The sequence below is a fragment of the Thermostichus sp. OS-CIW-26 genome (assembly GCF_054058395.1).
Genome location: NZ_JBSSAG010000042.1, coordinates 1 through 21286, shown reverse-complemented (window position 1 = coordinate 21286; position 21286 = coordinate 1). Strand labels below are relative to the sequence as shown.

General features: G+C 54.4%; 21 protein-coding genes and 1 tRNA gene. 10 read left to right on the top strand and 12 right to left on the bottom strand.

All coding sequences use genetic code 11. From position 1 onward, the window contains the following. Positions 1 to 131: 131 nt before the first annotated feature. A complete protein-coding gene (locus ACVW0C_RS12840) occupies positions 132 to 746 on the top strand; it encodes a Uma2 family endonuclease (RefSeq protein WP_457385761.1) in 615 nt (204 codons plus the stop codon). 94 nt (positions 747 to 840) lie between these two features. Here ACVW0C_RS12840 and ACVW0C_RS12835 read toward each other — a convergent pair whose 3' ends face one another. After that, positions 841 to 3552 (bottom strand): phospholipase D-like domain-containing anti-phage protein, encoded by a 2712-nt coding sequence (locus tag ACVW0C_RS12835; protein WP_011433328.1) that lies wholly within the window; start codon positions 3550 to 3552, stop codon positions 841 to 843. Positions 3553 to 3654: 102 nt separating this feature from the next. Between ACVW0C_RS12835 and ACVW0C_RS12830 the strand changes: the two genes are divergently transcribed. Continuing rightward, a complete protein-coding gene (locus ACVW0C_RS12830) occupies positions 3655 to 4170 on the top strand; it encodes a nucleotidyltransferase domain-containing protein (protein ID WP_457385760.1) in 516 nt (171 codons plus the stop codon). Further along, on the top strand, positions 4130 to 4579 hold the full coding sequence (locus ACVW0C_RS12825; protein WP_414398902.1) for a HEPN domain-containing protein: 450 nt from the start codon (positions 4130 to 4132) through the stop codon (positions 4577 to 4579). The genes ACVW0C_RS12830 and ACVW0C_RS12825 overlap by 41 nt, the downstream gene beginning before the upstream one ends. Positions 4580 to 4600: 21 nt before the next feature. Here the strand turns inward: ACVW0C_RS12825 and ACVW0C_RS12820 are convergent, their stop codons facing one another. Next, the gene (locus ACVW0C_RS12820) at positions 4601 to 7426 is read right to left on the bottom strand and encodes an anti-phage-associated DUF1156 domain-containing protein (protein WP_457385758.1); all 2826 of its coding nucleotides are present in this window, start codon (positions 7424 to 7426) and stop codon (positions 4601 to 4603) included. Between the two features lie 52 nt (positions 7427 to 7478). Here ACVW0C_RS12820 and ACVW0C_RS12815 point away from each other — a divergent pair, with 52 nt between their 5' ends. Together ACVW0C_RS12815 and ACVW0C_RS12810 are read left to right on the top strand one after the other, a co-directional pair. Then, positions 7479 to 7718 carry a DUF433 domain-containing protein gene (locus ACVW0C_RS12815; protein WP_011433325.1) on the top strand — a complete coding sequence of 80 codons (240 nt, stop codon included), beginning with the start codon at positions 7479 to 7481 and terminating at the stop codon, positions 7716 to 7718. Next, positions 7718 to 7888, top strand: coding sequence for a DUF5615 family PIN-like protein (locus ACVW0C_RS12810; protein WP_457385756.1), 171 nt, complete (start codon positions 7718 to 7720; stop codon positions 7886 to 7888). Before ACVW0C_RS12815 ends, ACVW0C_RS12810 begins: the two co-directional genes overlap by 1 nt. An 89-nt stretch (positions 7889 to 7977) precedes the next feature. Here ACVW0C_RS12810 and ACVW0C_RS12805 read toward each other — a convergent pair whose 3' ends face one another. The 5 genes from ACVW0C_RS12805 to ACVW0C_RS12785 form a co-directional block, all read right to left on the bottom strand. Beyond that, positions 7978 to 8196 carry a hypothetical protein gene (locus tag ACVW0C_RS12805; RefSeq protein WP_041437369.1) on the bottom strand — a complete coding sequence of 73 codons (219 nt, stop codon included), beginning with the start codon at positions 8194 to 8196 and terminating at the stop codon, positions 7978 to 7980. 41 nt (positions 8197 to 8237) lie between these two features. Beyond that, on the bottom strand, positions 8238 to 8915 hold the full coding sequence (locus ACVW0C_RS12800; protein WP_083757646.1) for an anti-phage-associated DUF3780 domain-containing protein: 678 nt from the start codon (positions 8913 to 8915) through the stop codon (positions 8238 to 8240). After that, on the bottom strand, positions 8912 to 11992 hold the full coding sequence (locus tag ACVW0C_RS12795; protein ID WP_457385754.1) for an anti-phage-associated DUF499 domain-containing protein: 3081 nt from the start codon (positions 11990 to 11992) through the stop codon (positions 8912 to 8914). Before ACVW0C_RS12795 ends, ACVW0C_RS12800 begins: the two co-directional genes overlap by 4 nt. A 145-nt stretch (positions 11993 to 12137) precedes the next feature. After that, positions 12138 to 12332: a hypothetical protein gene (locus ACVW0C_RS12790; RefSeq protein ID WP_011433320.1), complete on the bottom strand. Its 195-nt coding sequence runs from the start codon at positions 12330 to 12332 to the stop codon at positions 12138 to 12140. Positions 12333 to 12402: 70 nt separating this feature from the next. Beyond that, positions 12403 to 12487 (bottom strand) — tRNA-Ser (locus ACVW0C_RS12785). A 255-nt stretch (positions 12488 to 12742) separates the two neighbouring features. On the opposite strand from ACVW0C_RS12785, the gene ACVW0C_RS12780 reads away from it, so the two are divergent. Beyond that, on the top strand, positions 12743 to 13222 hold the full coding sequence (locus ACVW0C_RS12780; RefSeq protein ID WP_457385753.1) for a tellurite resistance TerB family protein: 480 nt from the start codon (positions 12743 to 12745) through the stop codon (positions 13220 to 13222). Here ACVW0C_RS12780 and ACVW0C_RS12775 read toward each other — a convergent pair. Further along, the gene (locus tag ACVW0C_RS12775; protein WP_457385751.1) at positions 13203 to 13673 is read right to left on the bottom strand and encodes a tetratricopeptide repeat protein; all 471 of its coding nucleotides are present in this window, start codon (positions 13671 to 13673) and stop codon (positions 13203 to 13205) included. The genes ACVW0C_RS12780 and ACVW0C_RS12775 overlap by 20 nt on opposite strands. Before the next feature lie 237 nt (positions 13674 to 13910). On the opposite strand from ACVW0C_RS12775, the gene ACVW0C_RS12770 reads away from it, so the two are divergent. The 3 genes from ACVW0C_RS12770 (at position 13911) to ACVW0C_RS12760 (ending at position 16419) form a co-directional block, all read left to right on the top strand. After that, positions 13911 to 14543 carry a DUF4384 domain-containing protein gene (locus tag ACVW0C_RS12770; RefSeq protein ID WP_414330041.1) on the top strand — a complete coding sequence of 211 codons (633 nt, stop codon included), beginning with the start codon at positions 13911 to 13913 and terminating at the stop codon, positions 14541 to 14543. A 194-nt stretch (positions 14544 to 14737) separates the two neighbouring features. Then, positions 14738 to 15133, top strand: a complete 396-nt coding sequence (locus tag ACVW0C_RS12765) for a DUF4346 domain-containing protein (RefSeq protein WP_414407603.1) — start codon at positions 14738 to 14740, stop codon at positions 15131 to 15133. A gap of 131 nt (positions 15134 to 15264) precedes the next feature. Beyond that, positions 15265 to 16419, top strand: coding sequence for an RNA-guided endonuclease InsQ/TnpB family protein (locus ACVW0C_RS12760; protein ID WP_457385749.1), 1155 nt, complete (start codon positions 15265 to 15267; stop codon positions 16417 to 16419). 31 nt (positions 16420 to 16450) lie between these two features. On the opposite strand, the gene groL is transcribed toward ACVW0C_RS12760, so the two are convergent. The 4 genes from groL to ACVW0C_RS12740 all read right to left on the bottom strand — a co-directional run bounded on the left by groL (position 16451) and on the right by ACVW0C_RS12740 (position 20291). Next, complete coding sequence (groL, locus tag ACVW0C_RS12755; protein WP_414418515.1) at positions 16451 to 18070, bottom strand: chaperonin GroEL; 1620 nt, start codon at positions 18068 to 18070, stop codon at positions 16451 to 16453. A 199-nt stretch (positions 18071 to 18269) separates the two neighbouring features. Beyond that, a complete protein-coding gene (locus tag ACVW0C_RS12750) occupies positions 18270 to 18596 on the bottom strand; it encodes a 30S ribosomal protein PSRP-3 (protein ID WP_414523077.1) in 327 nt (108 codons plus the stop codon). Between the two features lie 88 nt (positions 18597 to 18684). Next, positions 18685 to 19800: an NAD(P)/FAD-dependent oxidoreductase gene (locus ACVW0C_RS12745; protein ID WP_457385748.1), complete on the bottom strand. Its 1116-nt coding sequence runs from the start codon at positions 19798 to 19800 to the stop codon at positions 18685 to 18687. Between the two features lie 11 nt (positions 19801 to 19811). Next, complete coding sequence (locus tag ACVW0C_RS12740; RefSeq protein ID WP_457385746.1) at positions 19812 to 20291, bottom strand: GNAT family N-acetyltransferase; 480 nt, start codon at positions 20289 to 20291, stop codon at positions 19812 to 19814. 152 nt (positions 20292 to 20443) lie between these two features. On the opposite strand from ACVW0C_RS12740, the gene ACVW0C_RS12735 reads away from it, so the two are divergent. After that, positions 20444 to 21154, top strand: a complete 711-nt coding sequence (locus ACVW0C_RS12735; RefSeq protein WP_414330056.1) for a Uma2 family endonuclease — start codon at positions 20444 to 20446, stop codon at positions 21152 to 21154. Positions 21155 to 21286: the final 132 nt, after the last annotated feature.

Here is a 21286-nt window from a genome sequence, read left to right as displayed (position 1 = left end):
TGAAGACTTCTTTACTACTGATCAATCCATCCTCCTTCCGAAGTTGGTTTGCTAAGTGCTGCTATTGTACCCCTTGAGCCCTTAACAGGCTGTATCTAGGGCGTTTTAACTCATTCAAGGGAGGAAAAACTATGACTGCTACCTATGCTGTGTCTTCTAAGCCAATGACTTTTGCTGAGTTTCTGGAGTGGAAACCTAACAGACGATACGAACTACACAACGGAGTTGCGGTTGAGATGCAACCCACAGGGAAACATGATGAAATCAGTGGTTTTCTTGCCATCGAATTGGCATTAGAAATCCGCAGGTGCAACCTCAACTATTTTCTAGGTCGGGACACCTTGATCAAGGCGCCGGAAGGCGATACTGCCTACGCTCCTGATGGGGTGGTGATTGACCGTACCGCCTTGGCCAGAGAACCCCTGTGGCAGAAATCCTCGACGCTCATCCACGGAACCTCTATTCCTCTTGTCATTGAAATTACCAGCAACAACTGGCGAGATGACTACTGGCATAAGCTGAGTGACTACGAGACGTTAGGTATTGCCGAATACTGGATCGTTGACTACCAAGCGTTGGGGGGTCGTCGGTACATTGGCGAGCCGAAGGTTCCCACAATCTCGGTTTTCCAACCGGTCAATGAGGAATATCAGGCGCAATTATTTCGGGGCAATGACCGGATTCGCTCTAAAGTTTTCCCTGAATTAAACCTCACGGCTGAGCAGATTTTTCGGGCTGGAGCCTAGCATGGTCAAGGCACTTCCGCCCGTATTAACTCGTGGTCAGAGGCAACTTTTTCCAGCCCATTGGCAGAAGCATATCGAATTGGCTGATATATGGCTACCACCCTTCTGAAAGACGTTCCACAATATCCCGACGGGACAACACCTTTTCGCAGGTCTCCCATCTTGGGCCTTTGGGTTCAACTGTGCTTGCGTAGCGCAGCTCAAAAGCGTTGGCCTGTTTCTTGCGCTCTGTAAACTCCTGCAATTTGGCCTCCAGAGTTTCGATATTCTCAATCCACTCATCTTCGATAGTATCGGGCAAAGAACCGAACAAGTCGTAGCGATCTTTCATCCGCTGAGAAAGCACCTCGTATACCTTTTCGTCGTGGGTACCGTGGTACACCAGGTTGAGCATGTCCACACGGTCGCGGGTCTGACCAAAGCGCTTGATCCGCCCGATGCGCTGCTCTAGGCGGGAAGGATTCCAAGGGAGATCAATGTTGATCAGCGTGCCCAAAGTTTGGAGATTCAGACCTTCACAAGCAGCATCGGTGGCCACCACCAGCCGAATGGTACGCTCTCGCACGGCTCTCTTGATATCTTCCCGCTCTGCGCTCCGCCATTCTCCGGCAAAAAACAAACCCGACTTGTGGGCGCCTGCATAGAGAGCCACACTTTCTTGAGGCAGACGTTGGCTCAGGTTGTTGGCCACCCAATGGGCGGTATCAAAATACTGGCTGAAAATGATGCATCCCAAGTCCAGCCAGTGTCGTTCCTGTAGGAAATAGAGGACGGCATCGAGTTTGGGATCCGTGCTCTTTTGGCTCAAGACGCTAACAATGCGCTCCAAATGGGCATATTCTGCCTCTAAAATCTCTGGAAGGTTGTCTAACAGCCAATCTTCTTCTCCGTCCTCCTCAAAAAAACGCCGCTTTTCCAGTAGTTTCTGAGCCGTAGATAGGCCGCTGGCAATACTGGAGCAGATCCGGCTTTGCATGATGCTTTTCATAAACCCAGCGGATTGGGTACGCTGTCTCAAAGCCCTAGCAAAATCTTGGGCAGCTTCATAGGCCACATCAAATTCGGGAGAAGTGAGCAAACCCAGCCCACAGAACATGGGCAATTGCTCTCCCTCGCTCGGCCAAATATCGACGGCAATCCGCTCAAGCAAGCCCAATTCTTCCAAGGTAGAGCGTTTTCGCAATACGGTATGGCGCAGAATTGGGTTGTGTCGCTGGAAAAAAGTCAGCCCCTGTTGGCGCTCTTCCAGGGCATCTCGCAGTTCTTGGCGGGTGAAGTCCTCCAATTCCGTCAGGGGCTTATCTGTGAAGTGTTGACCTTTGAAGAGCTTCAGATCGCTGCGGATGTGGTCAAACAAGGGATCCTCAACAGATGGCGGCAGAGGATTGCGGAGCAAATTCCAGGCAAAATGCTCGTCGGTCACTGCTTGTTGTCCTGTCAAGATGGGCAGGATCCTTTGCGTCTGCTGCCACAACTGCTGATGCCGTCGTCCCAACACATGCTCGGCACCGCTGTTGAGCACTCCCAGCAGATCCCACAGCTCCTCAACATGGGTTTGGATGGGGGTGGCTGTGCCCAAAAGGACGTGCTTGGACTGGGTGGCCGCCTTGCCCATAAAGTCCAAGAGATTGTTGGGTTTGGGATCCCTTACCGTGACACCACGGGTACAGCGGGCGCGGTGGGCCTCATCCAGGACAATCGTGCCAAAGCGTCGTTCCAAAAGGCATTGGGCTTCGGGGGCATTGTGAAAGATGAGACCCGTAGAAACAATACCAATTTGATAGGGGCAACGGCCAATACCTTCAGCACCCTTGGTTTTGATGATGTGCCCATTGGCATCTTGCCATACCTTGCGGTTGGAGAGCCACACAGCAGAGGGAATGCCCAGTTTATCTTTGAGTTCCACTTGCCACTGCTGGCAGAGGGTAGCCGGACAAAGAATTAAGGCTGGCCCATCTTCCAAAAGGCACGCCACCATCGCCGCAACCGCCAAAGACAAGGTTTTACCCAGCCCCACTTCATCTGCCAGAATGAGTCGCACTGCACCATACAGCTCTCGGTGTTCCAGGAACATTTCCACAAACGACTGCTGCCATGGTTTGAGAACCTCACCCCGGCGATAGAGAGGGGCTTCCACCAATGCGGCTCCAGGAACATCGACAGGTTGCAAGTCTTGAAGAAATACCTCTACCTTGCGAGATAATCGCCCCACCTCTTCCACAATCGCTTCTGGCAGAGGAACACTCCGTTCCCACAGGTACTGAAACTCCGCTTCGACCCAAGCAACCCCTTCTGGCGACTGGTCTTCCCAGACAATTTCGTAATGCTCTTGCCATCCCTGCCGCGTTTCGTTGAGGCTGCCGATAAAAGCAGATTTGGTGCCATCTCTTGCCTCAATAACACCTGCTTTGCCGTGGAGAAAGGGGGCATCTGCGGCTGACACCACTCGCACTTCCACTTTGCCGCTTTTGAGGATTTCGTAAAGTTGACGGTAGCGGGGGCGCTGTAATAGGCTGGTGATCAATTCTCCTTTCTCTTCGTTCCATTTTTCTTTGAGCGCCATTTCTCTGGCCTGGCGGGAAGCTTTGCCGATGGCAATATCCCAGGGATCCAAGTCGCTGTTACAGACGATCTGCACCTGCTCGATGTGTGTAATCTCTTCAGTCACCAATTCAAAAATAGAAGAGCGAAAGTACCCAGCAATGCGCTTGTAGGTGCGTGCCTTTGCCAGGCGATCTTTGAGAAAGACATGGCTGAGCCGCTGCTGGCGGGAACTGAAACGGCGTAGGAAAGAAGTGCTGGACATGGCGGGCTGGGGTAAAATTGTAACAATACTCTAGCCTTAAAATGAGCAGCCGAAGGCGCAAGCAGCGTCTTTGCAGAATAAGCTGATCAGCGCAAGGTAGCCATGTCAACCGTACAAGAGTCTGCAGGCTTTCAGGGCAGAGAGAAGCGCAGCATAGGAATATCCGAAGCACAAGCGCGGCTTATTCAAGAGAAAATTCAATCCGTCTTTGGCTCGGATCTGTGGGCTATTGTTGTCTATGGATCCCGCGCCAATGATTCATGGGTTCATGGCTCTGACCTCGATTTATTAGTAATTGCAGAGAATATACCCGATTGCAGAAGCAGAGATGACTTACTGCTTCCTACCTGCAGGGATCTAGAAAAACTTCTTGGCTTGGAGATAAACTTTATCTTGCTAAAGCCCACAGAGCTATGCAGGCCAGCCAGCTTGACTTATGAAGTGGCTACCAACCACCACATCATCTATGAAAAGCAGAACTGCATCACGCAGATCAGGGATATAGTCAATCAACTCATCTGTGACAGTTTAATCACGTATAAAGTATGCCGGGGGATCCCCTATTGGGTGAATAACGATGAGAAAGAAATTAGCAAGAGACTACTATCAAAGGGCTAATTATCGCATCCAAGCGTTGTCATTCTTCTATGAGGTTGGCGATTACGCTGATGTAGTTCGGATGTGCCAAGAAATCATTGAGTTATTCATCAAAGCTTGCCTAATCATTAAGGGAATAAACTACGGCAAAACCCATGACCCTGGTGGCCAAGTAGCAGAAAATAGAGAACGGTTCCCAGAGCTTTCTGACGAGGAAATAGCCTTGCTGGAAAACATATCATTTGAGATGCGCAAAGATAGGGAGTTGGCTTTTTATGGAGCTGTAGATATTGTCCCCTTGGAATACTACAAACAAAAAAATGCGGACAAGGCTATAGCTTATGTTAACCAAATAAAGTCGATTGTTGAGAAATACTTTAACTCAGATGCTGAGCTTGAAGGAAGCCCTGACAATACAACTTGTGAGTGAGTTAATCCTATAACTTCTTCTTCAACCCAAGCGTTCATTTCTGATAAGGGCGAGCAAGATCCCAGCGGCTGAGGACTCTTCTGGATAGCGGTGTTCTCGCTTGCGGGCAATGTATTGACAAAAAGCCACCAAATCATCCCGGCGCATGTGGTAGTTGGGCACCAAAGACCGCAGGTGTTCCATCACCTCATCGCTATCCGCCTCTTTCTGCAGTTCGTAGAGAGCAAACAAAACGGCTCGCAGTGCTGAGCGGCCAAATTCGCCCTCAAAGCTGCTCTTCTTGAAGTCTAGAGCATTTTTGAGTCGGGCATTGTTGGGCTGCTGAGAGGCCATCAATTCGCCATAGTCGCCAACTCGAAATGCCTTGGCAAAGTTCTGGTAGTTGTCCAGCTTCTTCAGCCCTACCGCTTCCAGTTCCATCATTTTCAGATAAAAGCGCTCTGCACCACAGCACCCCTCCCACACCCCCTGCGCGATGCCTTCAGGTACAAGATGCTCATTGGCAACCTGCACGGCATAATCAATAATTTCCCGAACGATATCTCTTTCGCCTTTGGGTCGGGGGCGCAGGGCTGCTGCCACCATATCCTGTCCATCAATGCGCCGGTAGCCCGTCAATACCCGCAACGCTGCCGCATAACCTGCCATTTGCAAATCGGCATCTTCAAACAGGTTTTCGGTGCGCCCCTTGCCTTGGGTGCTTTGATTTAGCCCCACCATGGTTTCAATCTGATGGGCAACTTCTTGCCGCACCTCTTCCACCAGCTCATCCCGATAGGCAGAAGTATCTTGCAACCGCTTACGCGCCACCAGCAACACCGTGCCTTGCACATAACCGCCCTTTTTGAGTTCAGAAGTGGTTTCTGTGGCAATGTACCAAGCGGCTGTAACTTGCAAGCCCGCCCCCCACATGATGCTGGCCATATCCGACCACACTTCGGCATCCTGATGGGTGAACATCACAATTTGCAAGCCGTTGTCGGGCATATGCTTTGCTAAGGCAGTGTAGGCAGCAATCATATCCTGACGGAACTTTTCCCCCTTGCCCTGAATGGCTAAAGCTCTGCGACTATCCCACACCCAATGGGCAAATTCTTTGGGTGGATTCTTTCGCAACCACGCAATAAAAAACTCGGTGATTTCGTGGTAATGAATTGCATCGGCATAAGGGGGATCGGTAACTCCACAGTCACAACTTATTTTATGTTCCCGGGCATCTGTACATTGAACAGTAGAAATTCCGGTTAGATGGGAATATCGACGGTCGTATCTGGATACATAAGCACTAATCTCGCAAGAACTTCTCTCGGCATAAGAGAAAAAAGTGTTAAGCGCTTGATTGTAAAATACATGAGCAACTTTTTCGGAAGTTAAAGCAATACCGGGTTTTCCTGGACTTCCAGGAGTCCATTGACACAACTTAGATGAATAATCCAAGATTTTGCAAAAATCTATTAACAAAGCAGATACTTTCTTTGAGTGATTTAATACAGAAGAAAGTAGCAGCAATTGTCTCGGACTAAACAAATGATGCCAATACGTCCAGCCCCGCTCGCGAACGAGGCGTGTGGTTTCTTTCCCCGGTTCGATCGCCATATCGGGTACCAGGCCGGCTTCCTGCCAAGCGGCCAGGTTTTCCTGCACGATTTGTTCCACCTTTTGTTCCCGTGCCAAATCGGCGGGGGTGACGCTGGCAAAAAAGGTTTCTTGGCGGCTTTGGCCCAAGGTTTCTGCCGTTATCCACTGAATGCAATACAGCCGTTCCTGAAAAATATCGTCGGGGCGGGGCATAAAATCGTGTTTTTCCCAGCGGCGCAATTTGTTGCCGGTGGTGCCGTCGGGCAAGCGGTAATCCCCACGAATGGTCTTAATGGGTGTGCGGTATTCTTCCCCATCCAGCACATACACCAAATCGCCCTTTTGCACCGTGCCTTTGGCGGCGGCGGTCATTTCCGCTTCGCTGACCCCGGATACAATTTCAATTTCAAAACGTTTTTGGTCGTAATTGGGGATCAACTTCGCCACCACATTGCGGGTTTTGCTGATCACCCAACTGGGAGCCATTGGCACCATCCAGCCGGTGTGGGGGCAACGGGTTTCTAGGCAGTATAGGTAGGCTTTGGCGCGGTTGCCGTGCTCATCATGCTCAATGCCTAGAGCAGTAATTTCCCGATCCACCGCCTCAGCCACTGCTTTTTGGGCTGCTTCAATTTCCCGACGGGTGGCTTCATCGGCTCCCACGATATTCAGCGCTCCCCAAGTGAGCATACAGGCAATGGGATTGAGGTCGCTGGCATAGACATCGCATCCCAGCCTTGCCGCCTCAAAGGGGATTTGACCGCTCCCGCAAAAGGTATCCCCTACTCGTGGGCGATGGCCAAACCGCAAAGTCCCCAGTTGTTCCACCAATTCCGGGAAACTGTGGGCATTTGTCCCCAAATGTTGGTTCACCCGATCCCAAATGGGGCCGTAGAGGGTGGCATCGTCGCATTCTTCCGGGCGTTTGCAGAGTTCCAGTTTTTCGAGGTAAGAGCCTTGTGCCAATTTGGGTTTATCCCGTTGCGATTTCAGACGGCGTTCCAAACTGCTGTCAGCAATGCCCATCAGCAACTCAAACACTTCCAGATCGGCTTCGGGGTTATCTGTTGCAGGTAGCAATGCCCCCAATACGCAAGCTTTGGCCAGGATCAGAGGTTTGCGCCCTTTCCAATAGCTCCCCAACGCCGTGAGGGTTTGGCCAGCCCCAGCTTTGCGTTCCTTTTGCGCTTCGGCGCTGATTTTTTGGGCAGGCAAGAGCCGCTCGATCAAACTCGGCTTATCTTTCCAAGCAAGGGGGATGATGGACAAGGGAGATCTCCGGCGATACCATCGATCATGGTAGCTCTTAGGGCCCTAAGCCGTGAACTGGGAAGACTATATTCATTCGGATCCCGATATTCTCCTGGGTAAGCCAGTTTTCAGAGGAAGTCGCCTATCGGTGGAATTTATTTTGGGGCTATTTTCGGCAGGCTGGACGGAAAAGCAGATTTTGGAAAACTACCCTACGCTGACTCCAGAAGCACTTAGGGCTATGTTTAGCTATATCCAAGAATGTATGCGTGAAATGAACTTCTACAGTTTTTCAGATAAAGTTAGTTGATGCAATTTCTCGTCAATGAAAATTTTCCACGCTTAAGTATCTGTCTATTGCGAGGTGCTGGCTTAGATGTGGCATCGCTCTCAGAGGAAGCTCCAGGTACTAAAGATTTCGAGGTCTTGGCTAGAGCTGCACGAGAGAAGCGGATTATATTGACTTTTGATCGGGATTAGCGTCCTTTGTAAGTCTAGCTTGTCCAAATCTGGAATGGACTCTGGAAGAGCGTTAAACAACTTGCGAAACTGGGCAGTGGTGCGAGATTTCACAGTGTTTCGGGGTTTAATTCTTCCGTCTTGCCTGCTTGATACTCGGCTATTGCCTCGGCACCGAGTTTTGCTAACATATCCGCTGAAGAAGCAAAGGATTCTTCCCATCGCTGATCGTCTTCTAGCTCATCAAGAATCAGGCTGGCAATTGCATTTTGCTCCTCTGTGGGTAGAGCTTTTAACTTGCTAATCGCTTTCTCCAGCAGTTCTGTCATCATTTGCATTCTCCCAAATAGGCGGTTTTATCTAGTATAACTTAATCTCTTAGCTTTGTCGTGCCAATGGTTGCTTCACTATCCCAAAAAGGCGAGGGATCTTCTTGCAAGCAGGATAACAGGCTGAGTTGATCGGCTTCTACGGCTTCGCTACGCAAGCTATCGGAACAAGCTGGCTGGTATGGGCGCTTGACCGGAGTGGGCACACTCAGTTCCGTCAAGGGATTTTCTGTGAGGGCATAGCGCAGGGCTTTGCGCCAACCGATATTCCCGTGATCGACACCCCCTGTCGCCGCTGCTGTCATGGTGTAAAGCCACCAGCGCTCTTCTGGACGCAGCCCTCTCCAGTTGCGAATGGCATTGGGGATCGCCTCCGGTTTGGCCCGTTCTACTGCCCAAGCCAGCACCAGCAATTCCTTCCCCAGCAGACGTTCTACGAGGTTGCGGCCAGTTGTCCAACGGCTCGGATTCATTTTTTTCGCCCGCAGGCGGTCATTAAACTCTTGTTTGAGATCCTCAGCAATCTGGCTCCAGATAGACCGGCTGAGAACACAGCGCTCCGCAATGTCCGGCTGTCCGTTGATGCCCGCCTTGATGCCATAGACTTCGTAAATCAGCACAGGAGCGGTTCTGCCGGCAGGTATTTCGACCACAAAGTGGTGGGGATCAACGGTTTTGGGACAGCCGAACCCCACCGTCTCCCATTTTTTATCGCTCACTGCTCTACCTCTCCCGGCTCAGGATTGATTTCCAACCGATGCAAAAAGACTTCCAAATCGTGGCCGCTGCTGAAGTGTAGGTCGTCCAAGCGCAGACTCACCTCTGCCGTCTCATTGCCTAAAGCCTGACGTGCTATCGCAATAAACTGCTCAATGTCTTCCGCTTTTACCTCCATATCGCTTCCAAACCGGGTGGTGATGGCTCGGTTCCCTTCCCCCACGGTTAGGGAGATCCCACCCGCCAGTCGCACACCCAAAGCCTTGCTCTGATTGATGGCCGTATAACTCGCCTTATTTCCTTGCAGGTTGAGGCGCTTGTGCAGCTTAGCCGGTTTGTTTTTGTCAATCACCGGCCCTTTTTGGTCGAGCGCCGGGGTCGTGAAGTTGCGAGTGGTGCTCACCCCTTGATCTTCGGCGTAGGCATAGATGGTAACGGCTTCTGATCCCTCTAGTTCGATGGGGCCAGTGTAGAGGGTGCCTTCCCGTGAGTTAATGCCCGTGGTGTTCCAGCGAATTTGACCACGGGGTTTCACGGTTAGCTCTACGGTGCGCTTGCCGCCGCCAATACGAGGCTGGTGGGTGAGGGTCAGCGTATTCTTCCAAGCATAGACATCCCCTGTCTCGTGCCGGCCATCCGGGTCAATGGCGACAAACCACAGGGCAGTGGCATCGGTTGTCCAGATCGTATCGGGCACCACAGGGCTGTTGGCATCCACATTGGGCGTGTAGCTGTAGTGAACACGGCCATTTTTGCCCGCATCTCGAGGCAGAATTTCCAAGGTAGCCGTACCGGTGCGGTCATCGTATTCTCGCTGGGTGATGGCTACGGATGTGCGGGGGGGCGGAAAGGGCCCCTTTTCGATGTATCCATCTTCGGTGTACCGCCAGCGACCTTGGCTGACGGCTATCTGCCGCAGGGTATCCATTCCTTTGGGGGGCAACCAGGGCCAGCGCTCGTTGGTGATGGTGCGGGAAACCACGTCTCGCCAAGGGATACGCCGCTCTCCCCCTGCCGGCCACAACAGGTCTTCTGCTCGCGACAGCAACGCCTCGGCATTGGCTTCCACATCGACATACAGCTTGGATGCACCGACATCGGATAGGGCTTTTTCGATCTGCTCTTCAGCATGGAAGGTATTGCCCGTAAAGGTCATGGAGAGCTTGGTAGGAGTCAGTTTGCCCTTGATGGGGTAATAGACTCGATTGAACAGGCTGACCACAGTGGCGTTAAAGTCGTAGGCGGCTTGTTCGGCCTCTTCCTCCAGTTCTGCTTTGTGGGGGGATTTGTCTCCACCGGTTTCTTCCAGTACTCGGGCAATGGCCCACAAACGACGGGTTTTGTCTTCTAGGCTGGCCAGATTGGAGCCATCTCCGGTAACCACACAAAAGTTGTTCTTCTCGGGAACACTTTCCCAAAACTGCTGGGCCTCTTCTGGGGGTGTTTTGCTGTCTGGGCTGAGTACCAGGCACACCCGCGGGCCATTGAGGCGAATCTCATCAATTTTGGGCAGGGCTTGCACCTCTTGATAGGCAATCCGCCGTTGGGGTCGGAAAATTTCTTCCAGCCGCCGCTTCATTTCCGCATCAATTTTCGGCTGGGGAGCGTTGCGGGCACGGCTATCAATGCGCTTACGCAGGTTCTCGATGTTGGAAAAGTACCAAGCATCGTTTTCTTTGCGGTGCAGGTACCAGGCGTTGGCACGGAACGCTTGAAAAGCATCCTGAAATTCGCTGACATTCCGCTGAGGAGCTACTAGGTATTCCAAAAATTGCCCCTCGGTAAAGCCTTTCACGGCATCAACTGATTCAGACAGAGAGGCAGTCAACAGCAGGGCAGCAATCTGACTGGCAGCATCATGGCCCAGTTTTTGATCCACCAGTTCAGCGACAGCAGTGCCATTGGCCGCAATATCGTGGGCAATCGCTCCCTGTAGATTGCTGATTTTGTTGATCTCTTCCCGCACGTCTGGGATGTTGAGGTTCAGATGCTGGCAACCGATCAGGTAGACATCGTTGCTGGGACGCTCCCATACCGACTGGATTATTTTTGAAACAAACTGCATCAAGCCGCGAGTTTGACGGTAGCTTTCGTTTTCCTTAAATAGGGCAATGATGTGCTTAACCGAAGGATGGAAAGGGTAAGAAGCATGAATTTCGGCGGCAATTTGTTCGGCAGTTTTGGCAATTGATTTGGCTCTGGCTGCATCTCCCAGCACTTTTGCGTAGGCAGAAGCAACTGCATCAATGGTTTGTACATTGGGCAGGGAGCTAAATAGCCGCTTGCGGAGAATGTCGTAAATTTCCGATGTGCCCAGGTCTACCGGTGTGATGGATCGCGCTTGGCGGTTGGTTTCTTGAGCGAAGTTACCGATTGCTTTTTGCAGTTCCCGTGAGGCTCCTTCGTAGCTGCCGGATAGGTTGGAAATGACAATGCAGCAGCGCTTTAACTTCAAGGCGGCACTCAGCAGGTTCGATAGGGCGTAGGTTGTCACTTGCGCCAATGTACCTCCGCCCACCATGCGGGTAATGGCGTAGTCGAAGTAGGGCGGCAGCTCGTCCAATAGAATGAGGGTGGGTTCATCTCCAATTAAATCAATCCAATCCTGCTCACTGGGGGCATCTGCTCCGTGCTGCCAAAATTTGACAAAAGCCTCTTCTTTCCCCAGTTGCCGGGCAATCTCTCCCCAAATAAACCGTTGCTCGAACTTGAGGCGTCCATTGATGGCAACCAGTTTAGCGTCGGCAAAAGGAGCATCTTGAGTGATGTCTGGCACAACCTCGGCACGCAAAGCGGCATCCCGCGCCAGCAACCCTAGGGCAATCATGGAGTGGGTTTTACCACCCCCCATCGCCTGTTTGAGTTCAAACACCGCTTGGTCGGAGCGACCTGCCAGCCGTTTGAGCCCCTGACGCAGCAACAGATCCATCCCGCGGGTAATGTGGTTTTTGGCGAAGAATGCCCGGGCATCCTCTGCTGTATGCTCGATAACATTCGACAGATTTTCAATTTGCTCAACTATGGCGTAGTTCAAGGCCATAGGATGAATTTGACAAACGTCTTTGACGGTGGGAATCATTGCGGCTAGCTCCTGCTACCCAAGATGGTGACCCTCTCTTCAGCTAAAGGAACTGTGGGGGGTGTTCAGTATTTAGCAGAGCTGACACAGGCAGGCAAGGGCGGCTGTTCGATATTCATGTCCCGCCTTGTTTGGGATGCGACGGTCAGGATGGGGATCCCTCTGTGAGGATTTGGTTAACCTTTTCTGTCCACTGGGGATCTTCAGGTGCAATCACTATGCTCTTGGGTCGGGATCCCAGTTCCCGATAGATGGGCTCCACTGCGGGAGTGCCCCGCAACTGCCAAGCTATGTCTTTGAGCTGTTGAGTGGTCAAGGTCGATAAATCAAGGATGGTCATGTGGATAGCTCCCCCTCTGGGCCAGTGAATCTCTGTAGCTTCGACCCGTTGGGCATCACCTCCAGGTAAGCGGAGAGGGTGGGATTCGAACCCACGGTGGCGTGAACCACGGCAGTTTTCAAGACTGCTTCCTTAAACCGCTCGGACACCTCTCCAAACTGCTGGGATCCCCAGACTTTATTCATTATTCATTTATGCTACGCAATGGGCTTCAGGCTGTGCAATCACCAGCCGACCACAACCTCCACAGACTCATCGGATCCCCTCGGCAAAAGCCCCCCTTCGACCGGGTAGGCGGCACCTATCTTGACTTGAGCCAAAGCCAGCAGCCATCGAGCAGATACCAAACTTAACCAGAAGGGTCCAGGATCCCCTTCTACACTGGCAGATAAGCCACCCCAGGAGGATATATGCCCACTCCACCCCCGCCCGGCATTACTCCCAAGCAGATGAATCTGCTGCGAGCCGTCACTGCGATGGCCTGGTCTGATGGTGCGCTAGAGGCTGCGGAAGTAGAACTCATCGCCCAGCAACTCTCTCAGCATTTTGCTTCGGATCCCGACCAGCGGGCCAGCTTGGCGCAAGAGATCCGCCAGTACCTAGTGCAGCAAGTCCCGTTGGAGGAGGTGCTGTCGAAAATCGGCGATGAGGCCGATAAGCGTCTCATCCTCAAGTTGGGCTACCTGGTGATTGCCGCCAGCGCCCGCAGCCCGGAGGAGCCCGTGGTGAACCTGGAAGAGCTGGATGCTTTTCGGCAGTTGGTGGAAAAGCTGCAACTGTCACCGGCAGTGGTGCGACAGGTCTCTCAAGAAGCAGAGGCTGAGCTGGGGGATCCCAGCATTGCGCCGATTGAAGCCTTGGTGCAGGGGTTTACCCGCCACTGCCGCTAGAGACCTGAGTGGACGCCTGATGGTTGCGAATGGCCCGCTTGACCAAATTGAGGAAGGCAAAGGCCCGTTGGTCGGTGGGATCCAAGCGCATCACCGTTTGAAAGGCTGCTTCTGCCTGCTGTAGAACGGCCAGATCGATTTGTCCGTCCTCATCTGCTTCCAGTTGGGCCTTTTGCAAGAGGAGGGCCCCTCGATTGTAATGGGCTGCCACATGGTTGGGATCTGCCGCCAAAACGGCTTCCAGCTCTGTCAGGGCCGGATCCAGATAGCCGCTCATGCCCAGTACCCAGGCCAGCTTGTAACGAGCTTCGGTATGGGTTGGATCGGCAGCAACCGCCTGGCGAAACGCTTGGATGGCAGCCTGGAAATCGCCCGCTTGTACCGCTGCGATGCCTTCTTGGTAGCTGTCGTGAGCCATGAGCAAGTTGGGGGTTGACTGGGAAGCTGGCATGAGGAAGGGATCCCTTACCTGTAGATTAACCCTTGCCAAACCGGTGGCTCCCAATTCCCATCCCAGGTACCGAGAACAGAGCCGTGCCCCCGCTGGTTTACCGTCTTTTCCCTCTTGGGGGTGCCATCTGCAGCAGGAGAAACTGCCGCGGCAGGAGATTGGAGATTGCGCAAAGCCTGACCCGCATAACCTGCGCCCCTTCCTAGGATGAACATAGCCATTGATTGGGTGTGAACCATGAATGCCAAACTGCTTTTCCTACCGCTGGCTTTGGGGCTGTCTGTGGCTCCGACCACCGCTGTTTTTCCGCAAACCCTAGGCATCTACCCTCCTTTACAAAGGCTGCAACTGGCCGATACTCGTCAGTTGGATGTTGGCACCCGCTCCATCATTGTCAACCCCGTTCCTTCCGACCTGCGGGTGAATCTGGAGCTGGATCGGCACGGGTCTAACCCCATCTACCGGCCTGGCGAGCCGATTGCCATTACCCTGAGCACCAACCGCGATGCCTACGTTTACCTGTTCAGCATCCAAGCCGATGGCCGTACCCATCTGATTTTGCCCAACCGCTTTTCCGGTGGCAACGAGTTTCTGCGGGCCGGAGAAGTGCGCACCTTCCCGCCGCCAGGGGCCAGCTATCGGTTGACCATCGCTCCACCCTTCGGCCAAGCCCAGGTGTTGGCGGTGGCCTCTCCCCGTCCTCTCAACTTCCAGGAGATTGCCTCTTTTGAGCAGAGTGGCTCCTTTGCCGACGTGCGGGTGCGGGGATCCCAACTGGGCAATGCCATTGCCCGCGCCATTATTGTCGAGGGGATCCCTTCCGACCAGTGGGTGACGGCCACTCGGTTCTATCGGGTTGCCCCGCGCTAATCCAAGCTCTGAGATCTCAGGTGGATGGCCCGCACAGGATCCCCTTCATCGGGTATATGACCAGCCCCACCGTTCAAGCTGGGAAGGAAGTCAACCACCCCAAAGGCTGCCCAAAGATTGGGTTCATCTGCCACAATGAGAGCAGCCAAAGGTAGTCTCGGCTACGTCCTGTGTGGTTCTGGGTCAGCCGTTCTATGTCCCCTTCCTCCAATCCCCTGAGCGAGCAGATTCGCAGTATTGACGACCATCTCTCCCGCCGACCCCTGGATCTGGATCCGGCGGGCTATTTCGTCATCTACTTGGATCGGGAGCAGAACCTCATTTGCGCCAAGTACTACAGCACCGTCATCAATGAGCGGGGGCTGGCCACCGATCCGGAAACAGGAGCTGTGATCCCGGCCAAGGGCTCCGTCAACCGATCCCCTGAACGGGTGTATGTTGGGCGCACGGCCAAAGAACTGTGTGTACAGATCTTTGAAAAGGAGCAGGAGAGAGTGGTCTCCCAGCTCAGCCATGCGGCCTACTTGGGAAGGGAGTTTCAAAAAGCCGAAGCTGCCCTGATCTCTGGCGAGGAGTACATCCAAGACTGATCCCTTCCCAGAAAGCTCACCAAATTTTCGGGCTGGAGGCCCGCACCATAGCCGCAGGCTTGGTGTCGGGAGGAAAGCCCTCCTCCATATAGGTTTGCTGGTCAAAAGTCTGGATGAACTACAATAAGCCCATGAGCCAGACTATCTCTGTACGTTGCAAGCTGATAGTCCCACAAGAGTTGCGTCAAGAAATTGACCGCACCTTGCAGGGCTTTGCGAATGCTTGCAACCAGATTCTCGACACCGCCAAACAAAAGAACTGCTGGAACACCGCCAAGCTGCACCACTTGGTCTATCGGCCGGTAAGGGCAGCAACGGGGCTGAAAGCCAACCACGTCTGTCAGGCGCTCCGTCGGGTGATTAGCAATGCCAAGGCGGTGAAGCAAGTCCACAAGTTCCGCCCCACCAGTCTGACTTTGGACGCTCGTACTTTTAAGTACCGAGAGTCCGACCAAGCCGTGGGCGTGACCCTGATGAGCGGACGGGTTTGGCTCAAGCTCAAGATTGGCGGTTATCAAATCGCTTTGCTGCGGGGGCAAACGCCCACCAGCGCTACTCTGTCCAAGACCAAGCAAGGGGACTACTACATCAACATTGCTGTTGAGCTGGATACTCCCCCAACCGGCAAAACTCCAAAGGTAATCGGAGTTGACTTGGGCAGGCGGGATATCGCCACCGCTAGCAACGGACGCTCTTGGAGTGGAGAACACATCCAGGCCGTCCGTGACCGGTTCAGCCGTGTACGCGCCAAGGTTCAATCCAAACGCACTCGCAGCTCTAGGAGGCTGCTGAGAAGGCTCTCTGGGAGAGAACGGCGCTACCAGACATGGCTGAACCATAACATCAGCAAAACCTTGGTCAGGGATGCCCAGGCTATTGGTGCGGCACTGGCTTTTGAAGACTTGACAGGCATCAGAGATTGCCTGAATCAGAAGTCTCGAAGTAAGGCTGAGCGGCGCAGGACTAACAACTGGGCGTTCTACCAGCTCAGGATGTTTGTAGCCTACAAGGCTGCCATTGCTGGAGTGCCTGTGGTGCTGGTGCCGCCTGCCTACACCAGTCAGACCTGCCACAAATGCCTGCACATCCACCCTGAGCGGGGTAAGTCCTACCGCAATGGCAAGTCGTTCAAGTGTGGACACTGTGGGTGGGAAGGGGATGCTGACCATAACGCTGCTCAGGTGATCTCTCTCCTTGGGGCGACTGTAAACTCGCCTGAAATTCCGAAACTTAGCTGTCCTCTGGGTCAGCTAGGGATTGGGATAAAGCCCGCACCCTGCGCATAGTGCGGGTGTCGGGTAGTTTACTTTCGCAAGACTACATCATCCCCTTAGGTGCAGAGCCAGCCGCCGGCTTGGGCTCAGGCTTTTCCACCACAATCGCTTCGGTTGTGAGGTACATTCCGGCTATGGAAGCCGCGTTTTGCAGCGCTGAGCGCACCACTTTGGCCGGATCGACGATCCCCTGGGCAAACATATCCACATAGGTTCCGCTCAGGGCATCGAAGCCAAAGGGCATCTCCTTCTCCAAAACCTTTTCCACCACCACTGACCCTTCCAGACCGGCATTGTGGGCAATCTGAAAGAGAGGGGCCTGCAAGGCTCGGTAAACAATTTCTGCCCCCACCTGTTCTTCGGCATTCAACTTGGCCTTGAAAGCCGGGATCCCTTTGGAGAGGTGCAATAGCGTCGCCCCGCCGCCAGGGACGATCCCTTCTTCCACCGCAGCTCGGGTGGCATTCAGGGCATCCTCAATGCGCAGCTTGCGATCTTTGAGTTCTGTTTCAGTGGCAGCCCCCACTTTGATCACCGCCACTCCCCCGGCTAACTTGGCGATGCGTTCTTGCAATTTTTCGCGGTCGTACTCGGAATCGGTGGTTTCCAGTTGCTTGCGAATTTGAGCCACCCGCTTTTCCACCGCCGCTTTGGTGCTGCCATCGGTCACAATGGTGGTCTTGTCTTTGGTGACGGTGATCTTGCGGGCCACCCCCATCATGTCCAGGGTGACCTTATCCAGCTTGATGCCCACATCCTCAGAGATGAGCTGCCCGCCGGTGAGAATGGCAATATCTTCCAGCATAGCTTTGCGCCGATCCCCAAAAGCCGGAGCCTTGACCGCCACCGCATTGAGTACCCCCCGCAGGCGGTTCACCACCAACGTGGCCAGAGCTTCTCCCTCTACATCTTCCGCGATAACCAAAAGAGGCCGACCTTCGCGGGCCACCCGCTCCAGGATGGGCACCAGATCTTGCAGGCTGGAGATCTTGTTGCTGGTGATCAGCAGATAAGCATTCTCGTACTCGGCCACCATCCGCTCCGAGTCGGTGACGAAATAGGGGGAAATGTAGCCGCGGTCGAACTGCATCCCCTCCACCACGTCCAACTCGGTTTCCAGCGACTTGGATTCTTCGACCGTGATCACCCCATCTCGACCTACAGCATCCATGGCCTTGGCGATCATCTCTCCCACTTCGCTGTCGTTGCCGGCAGAGATGGTGGCTACTTCGGCGATGGTCTTACGGCCTTCCACAGCCTTGGCGTGAGCTGCAATTTGCTCCACCAAGTAGGCAGTGGTCTTTTCAATGCCGCGCCGCAGAGCCACAGGGTTGGCGCCCGCCGAGATGTTTTTGAGCCCTTCCCGCACCATGCTTTGGGCCAGGATGGTGGCTGTGGTGGTACCATCTCCGGCCACATCGTTGGTCTTAGAGGCCACTTCCCGCATCAACTGGGCGCCTGTGTTCTCCAAAGGATCGGCCAACTCAATTTCCTTGGCAATCGTGACCCCGTCGTTGACGATTTGGGGGGCACCAAACTTCTTCTCCAAGACCACGTTGCGTCCTTTGGGGCCAATCGTAACCTTGATTGCATCCGCCAGTTGGTTGATGCCCTGCTCCAATGCCTTGCGGGCCTCTTCTCTAAACAGAATCCGTTTTGCCATAGAATCCGCAATCCTCGTGAGTCTGACTGGGCTCCTACTTTGGGTACTGCCAGGCGGAGTGGGGTTCCCAGGAATCCTCCGGCTCGGCCAGCAGGGAGTTAGCACTCTAAACTCCCGAGTGCCAATCTAGCTCAAAGACGGGAGCCTGAGCAAGATGGGCAGATCCGGAGTCACGTTTTGGCTGACAGGGGGGAGAGGGCTAGGAGTTGCCGCCGATCAGGATGTCGGGAAACTGGGCCTGGGCTTCGCTGATGGGGCGGTTGCGCCCGCCGTTTTGCCAGTAGTTGATGAGTTCGGTGGCTCGGTTGAGCAGCTCAATGCGATCCACCTCGCTGATCCAGGTTTTGCTTTCCAGCTCAGCCTTAAGCTGCTCCCAGGCGTCATCCCGCGGCCAGAAAAAGTAGTGGGTGAGGGGGCTGCGGTTTTTGGCCACCACCTGATCTACGGCAATAGCCAAATCGTTTTCCAACCAGAGGGCTTTTAGGGCGAACTTCGGCAAGGCTCTCTTCTCCTTTGCACTGCTCAACGGACAATCCGATCCTAACCAGGCAGCCTTTCATTCTGACATATGTCCTGTCCATCGGCGGGCCGAGAGCCGGAAGATGGATACGGGCTCAGCCCTGTCTGGGGGCAAAGGGCCCTAGATCACAGAGGGCTGTTTCCCCTTTCAGTACCAAGTCCCGCAGGATGGCGGCGCTGATCGGGGCCAGCAACACTCCATTGCGATAATGGCCGGTGGCAATGAGCAGATTGGCGTAGCCAGGAGCCCAACCCAGGATGGGGGCGCGCTGTCCCACTGGTCGAGGCCGATGGCCGGCCCAATGATCCAACAAAGTTGCTTCGGCCAAAGCCGGGCAGAGTCGGATGGCGCGGGCCAGCAGATCTTGTAGCGCCAGCAGCGTCGGCTCGGGATGAGGGGCCTGAAATTCCACTGTTGCCCCCACCCACAGGGATCCATCCCCCAGGGGAACCAGATGCAGATCCGCGTCGGTGACCACGGGCCCCAGGGGGATCCCGGGGGCTTTGACCCGCAGGGCCTGACCTTTGACCGCTTGCAGCGGCACCTGCAGCCCCAGCTCTTTGGCCAGAGGAGAGCTGCCCAGACCTGCCGCCAGGATGACGTGCCCTGCCGAGAGGGTGAGAGCGGGCGTGTAAACCGTTTGCAGGCGAAAGGGGGGATCCGAGCTGCGCTGAATCTTCTGGACAGGCTGGTGGAAGAAAAAGCGGGATCCCTTGCGTTGGGCTGCTTCCAAGAGAGCCTGGGTTAGGAGCTTGGGTTGGACTTGTCGATCCTGGGGAGAGTAGATGGCCCCTGCCAGGTCGCTGCGCAGGCCGGGTTGCAGGGATCCCACTTCGGCAGGGCTGAGCAGATCTAGGCGGTAACCTGCTTGTCGGCGGGCCGCCAGGGTCTCTTGCCAAGCTGCCACTTCCTCCTCCCTGAGGAGTTTGAGAATGCCGCGCCGATTGACGGGCAAACTCCGGCCCAGGTCTTCCTCCAGCCGCGCGATTAGGGGATCGAACAGCTCCAGGCTTTTTAGACGCAACTGCACCACCTCCCCGCTAGGCTGGCGGCTGCAGATCCCCATCAACACCCCCAGCGACGCGCCCGCGGCGCCTGAGGCCGGCTCCCCGGCATCCACTCCAATGACCGACAGCCCAGCTGTGGCCAATTCGTAGGCAATGGCACAGCCCACCACTCCACAGCCAATCACCAACGCATCACAGTTCAACAGCCCGACCCTCAACGGAGACGCTTTTCGTAGTGATACTCCACAGAGTTGCTGCGATCGTGCAATTCACGAATTTCCGGCAGACGCACATAGCCGAGCCGCTCATAAACCCGATGAGCCGTCGTGAAGCGAGTATCTGTCCACAGATGCAGAGAGTCCGCCTGCTGCTGCCGAGCCGCAAATTCGGCCTGTTCAATCAAACGCCGACCCAAACCCCGACCGCGCACTGCGGGCAGAGTGTAGAGTTTTTTCAGCTCCATGCGCCCAGGGATCCCATCGGTCACAAGGCCGACACAGCCGACCACTTGATCCTGATGCTGCGCCACCCAAAGGGATCCCCCCATCTCCGCGAAAGCTGTGGCAGGCTGAAGCAACTCCGGCACCTCTTCGATGTCCAATACACAGCCTGGATACTCCGCAAAGACCACCTGCAAAATGTGGAGCAGAGCTGCACTATCCGAATTTTCAGCAGGACGGATGTCGATCTGCATCGAGCAGCGAAGAAAAAGAAATCATCGTTAAGTAAAGCTTTCTCGATTGTACCTGGGCTTGCTCGAGGACTCTGTTTTCTCTGTTTCTCAGGGAGCAGAGGATCCCTGAGGTGAGCAGCTAAGATCGCTAGCATCCCCAACCCCATCTGCCCATGGATACTGAACTGCTGGTTCCCGACGTCGCCGATCTCGTAACAGAGGATGATACCCCGGTGGATAACTTTGCCTCGGAAAAACAGCAGCGCCTCCTGACTGGAGCTCTCTACAGCGCTTTGCGCGGCAAAACCTTTTTAGCAGCGGCAAATGTAGGCATCTACACCGCCATCGGTCGGCCCCCGATTGTGCCGGATGTTTTTCTCAGCCTGGACGTCACGGTGCCGGAGCAATGGTGGGAGAAGCAAAACCGTTGCTACCTGCTCTGGCAATTTGACAAGCCGCCGGATGTGGTGATCGAGATCGTCTCCAACCGCGAAGGCGACGAGCTGGAAGGCAAGCTGAGCCGTTATGAGCAGATGCGAGTTAGCTACTACGCGGTCTTCGATCCCAATCATGAGCTGGGGCCAGAGGAGTTGCGCATTTTCGAACTGCGGGGCCGCCACTACGCGGAAATGACCGAGACCTGGCTAGAACAGGTGGGGCTGGGCCTGACGGTGTGGGAAGGCGTTTTTGAGGGGAAACAAGCTCGCTGGCTGCGCTGGTGTGATGCCCAAGGGCAGTTGCTGCTGACCGGCGATGAACGGGCTGAGTTGGAGCGGGAACGGGCCGAGCAAGAACGCCAAAGGGCGGAGCGAGAACATCAACGGGCGGAGCGTCTGGCGGCAAGATTGCGGGCTTTGGGTGAGGATCCCGATTTGGAGAGCTGAAGCCCAGGGATCCCCTTCAGCACCCACCCTCCACTACACTCAGCTAGAAATCGCAGGAGCCCCGCACTGTACCCGTAGGGTCAGTGTCGGGAGGAATGCGGAAGTTATGATAGAACCATGACCCAAGTCCTG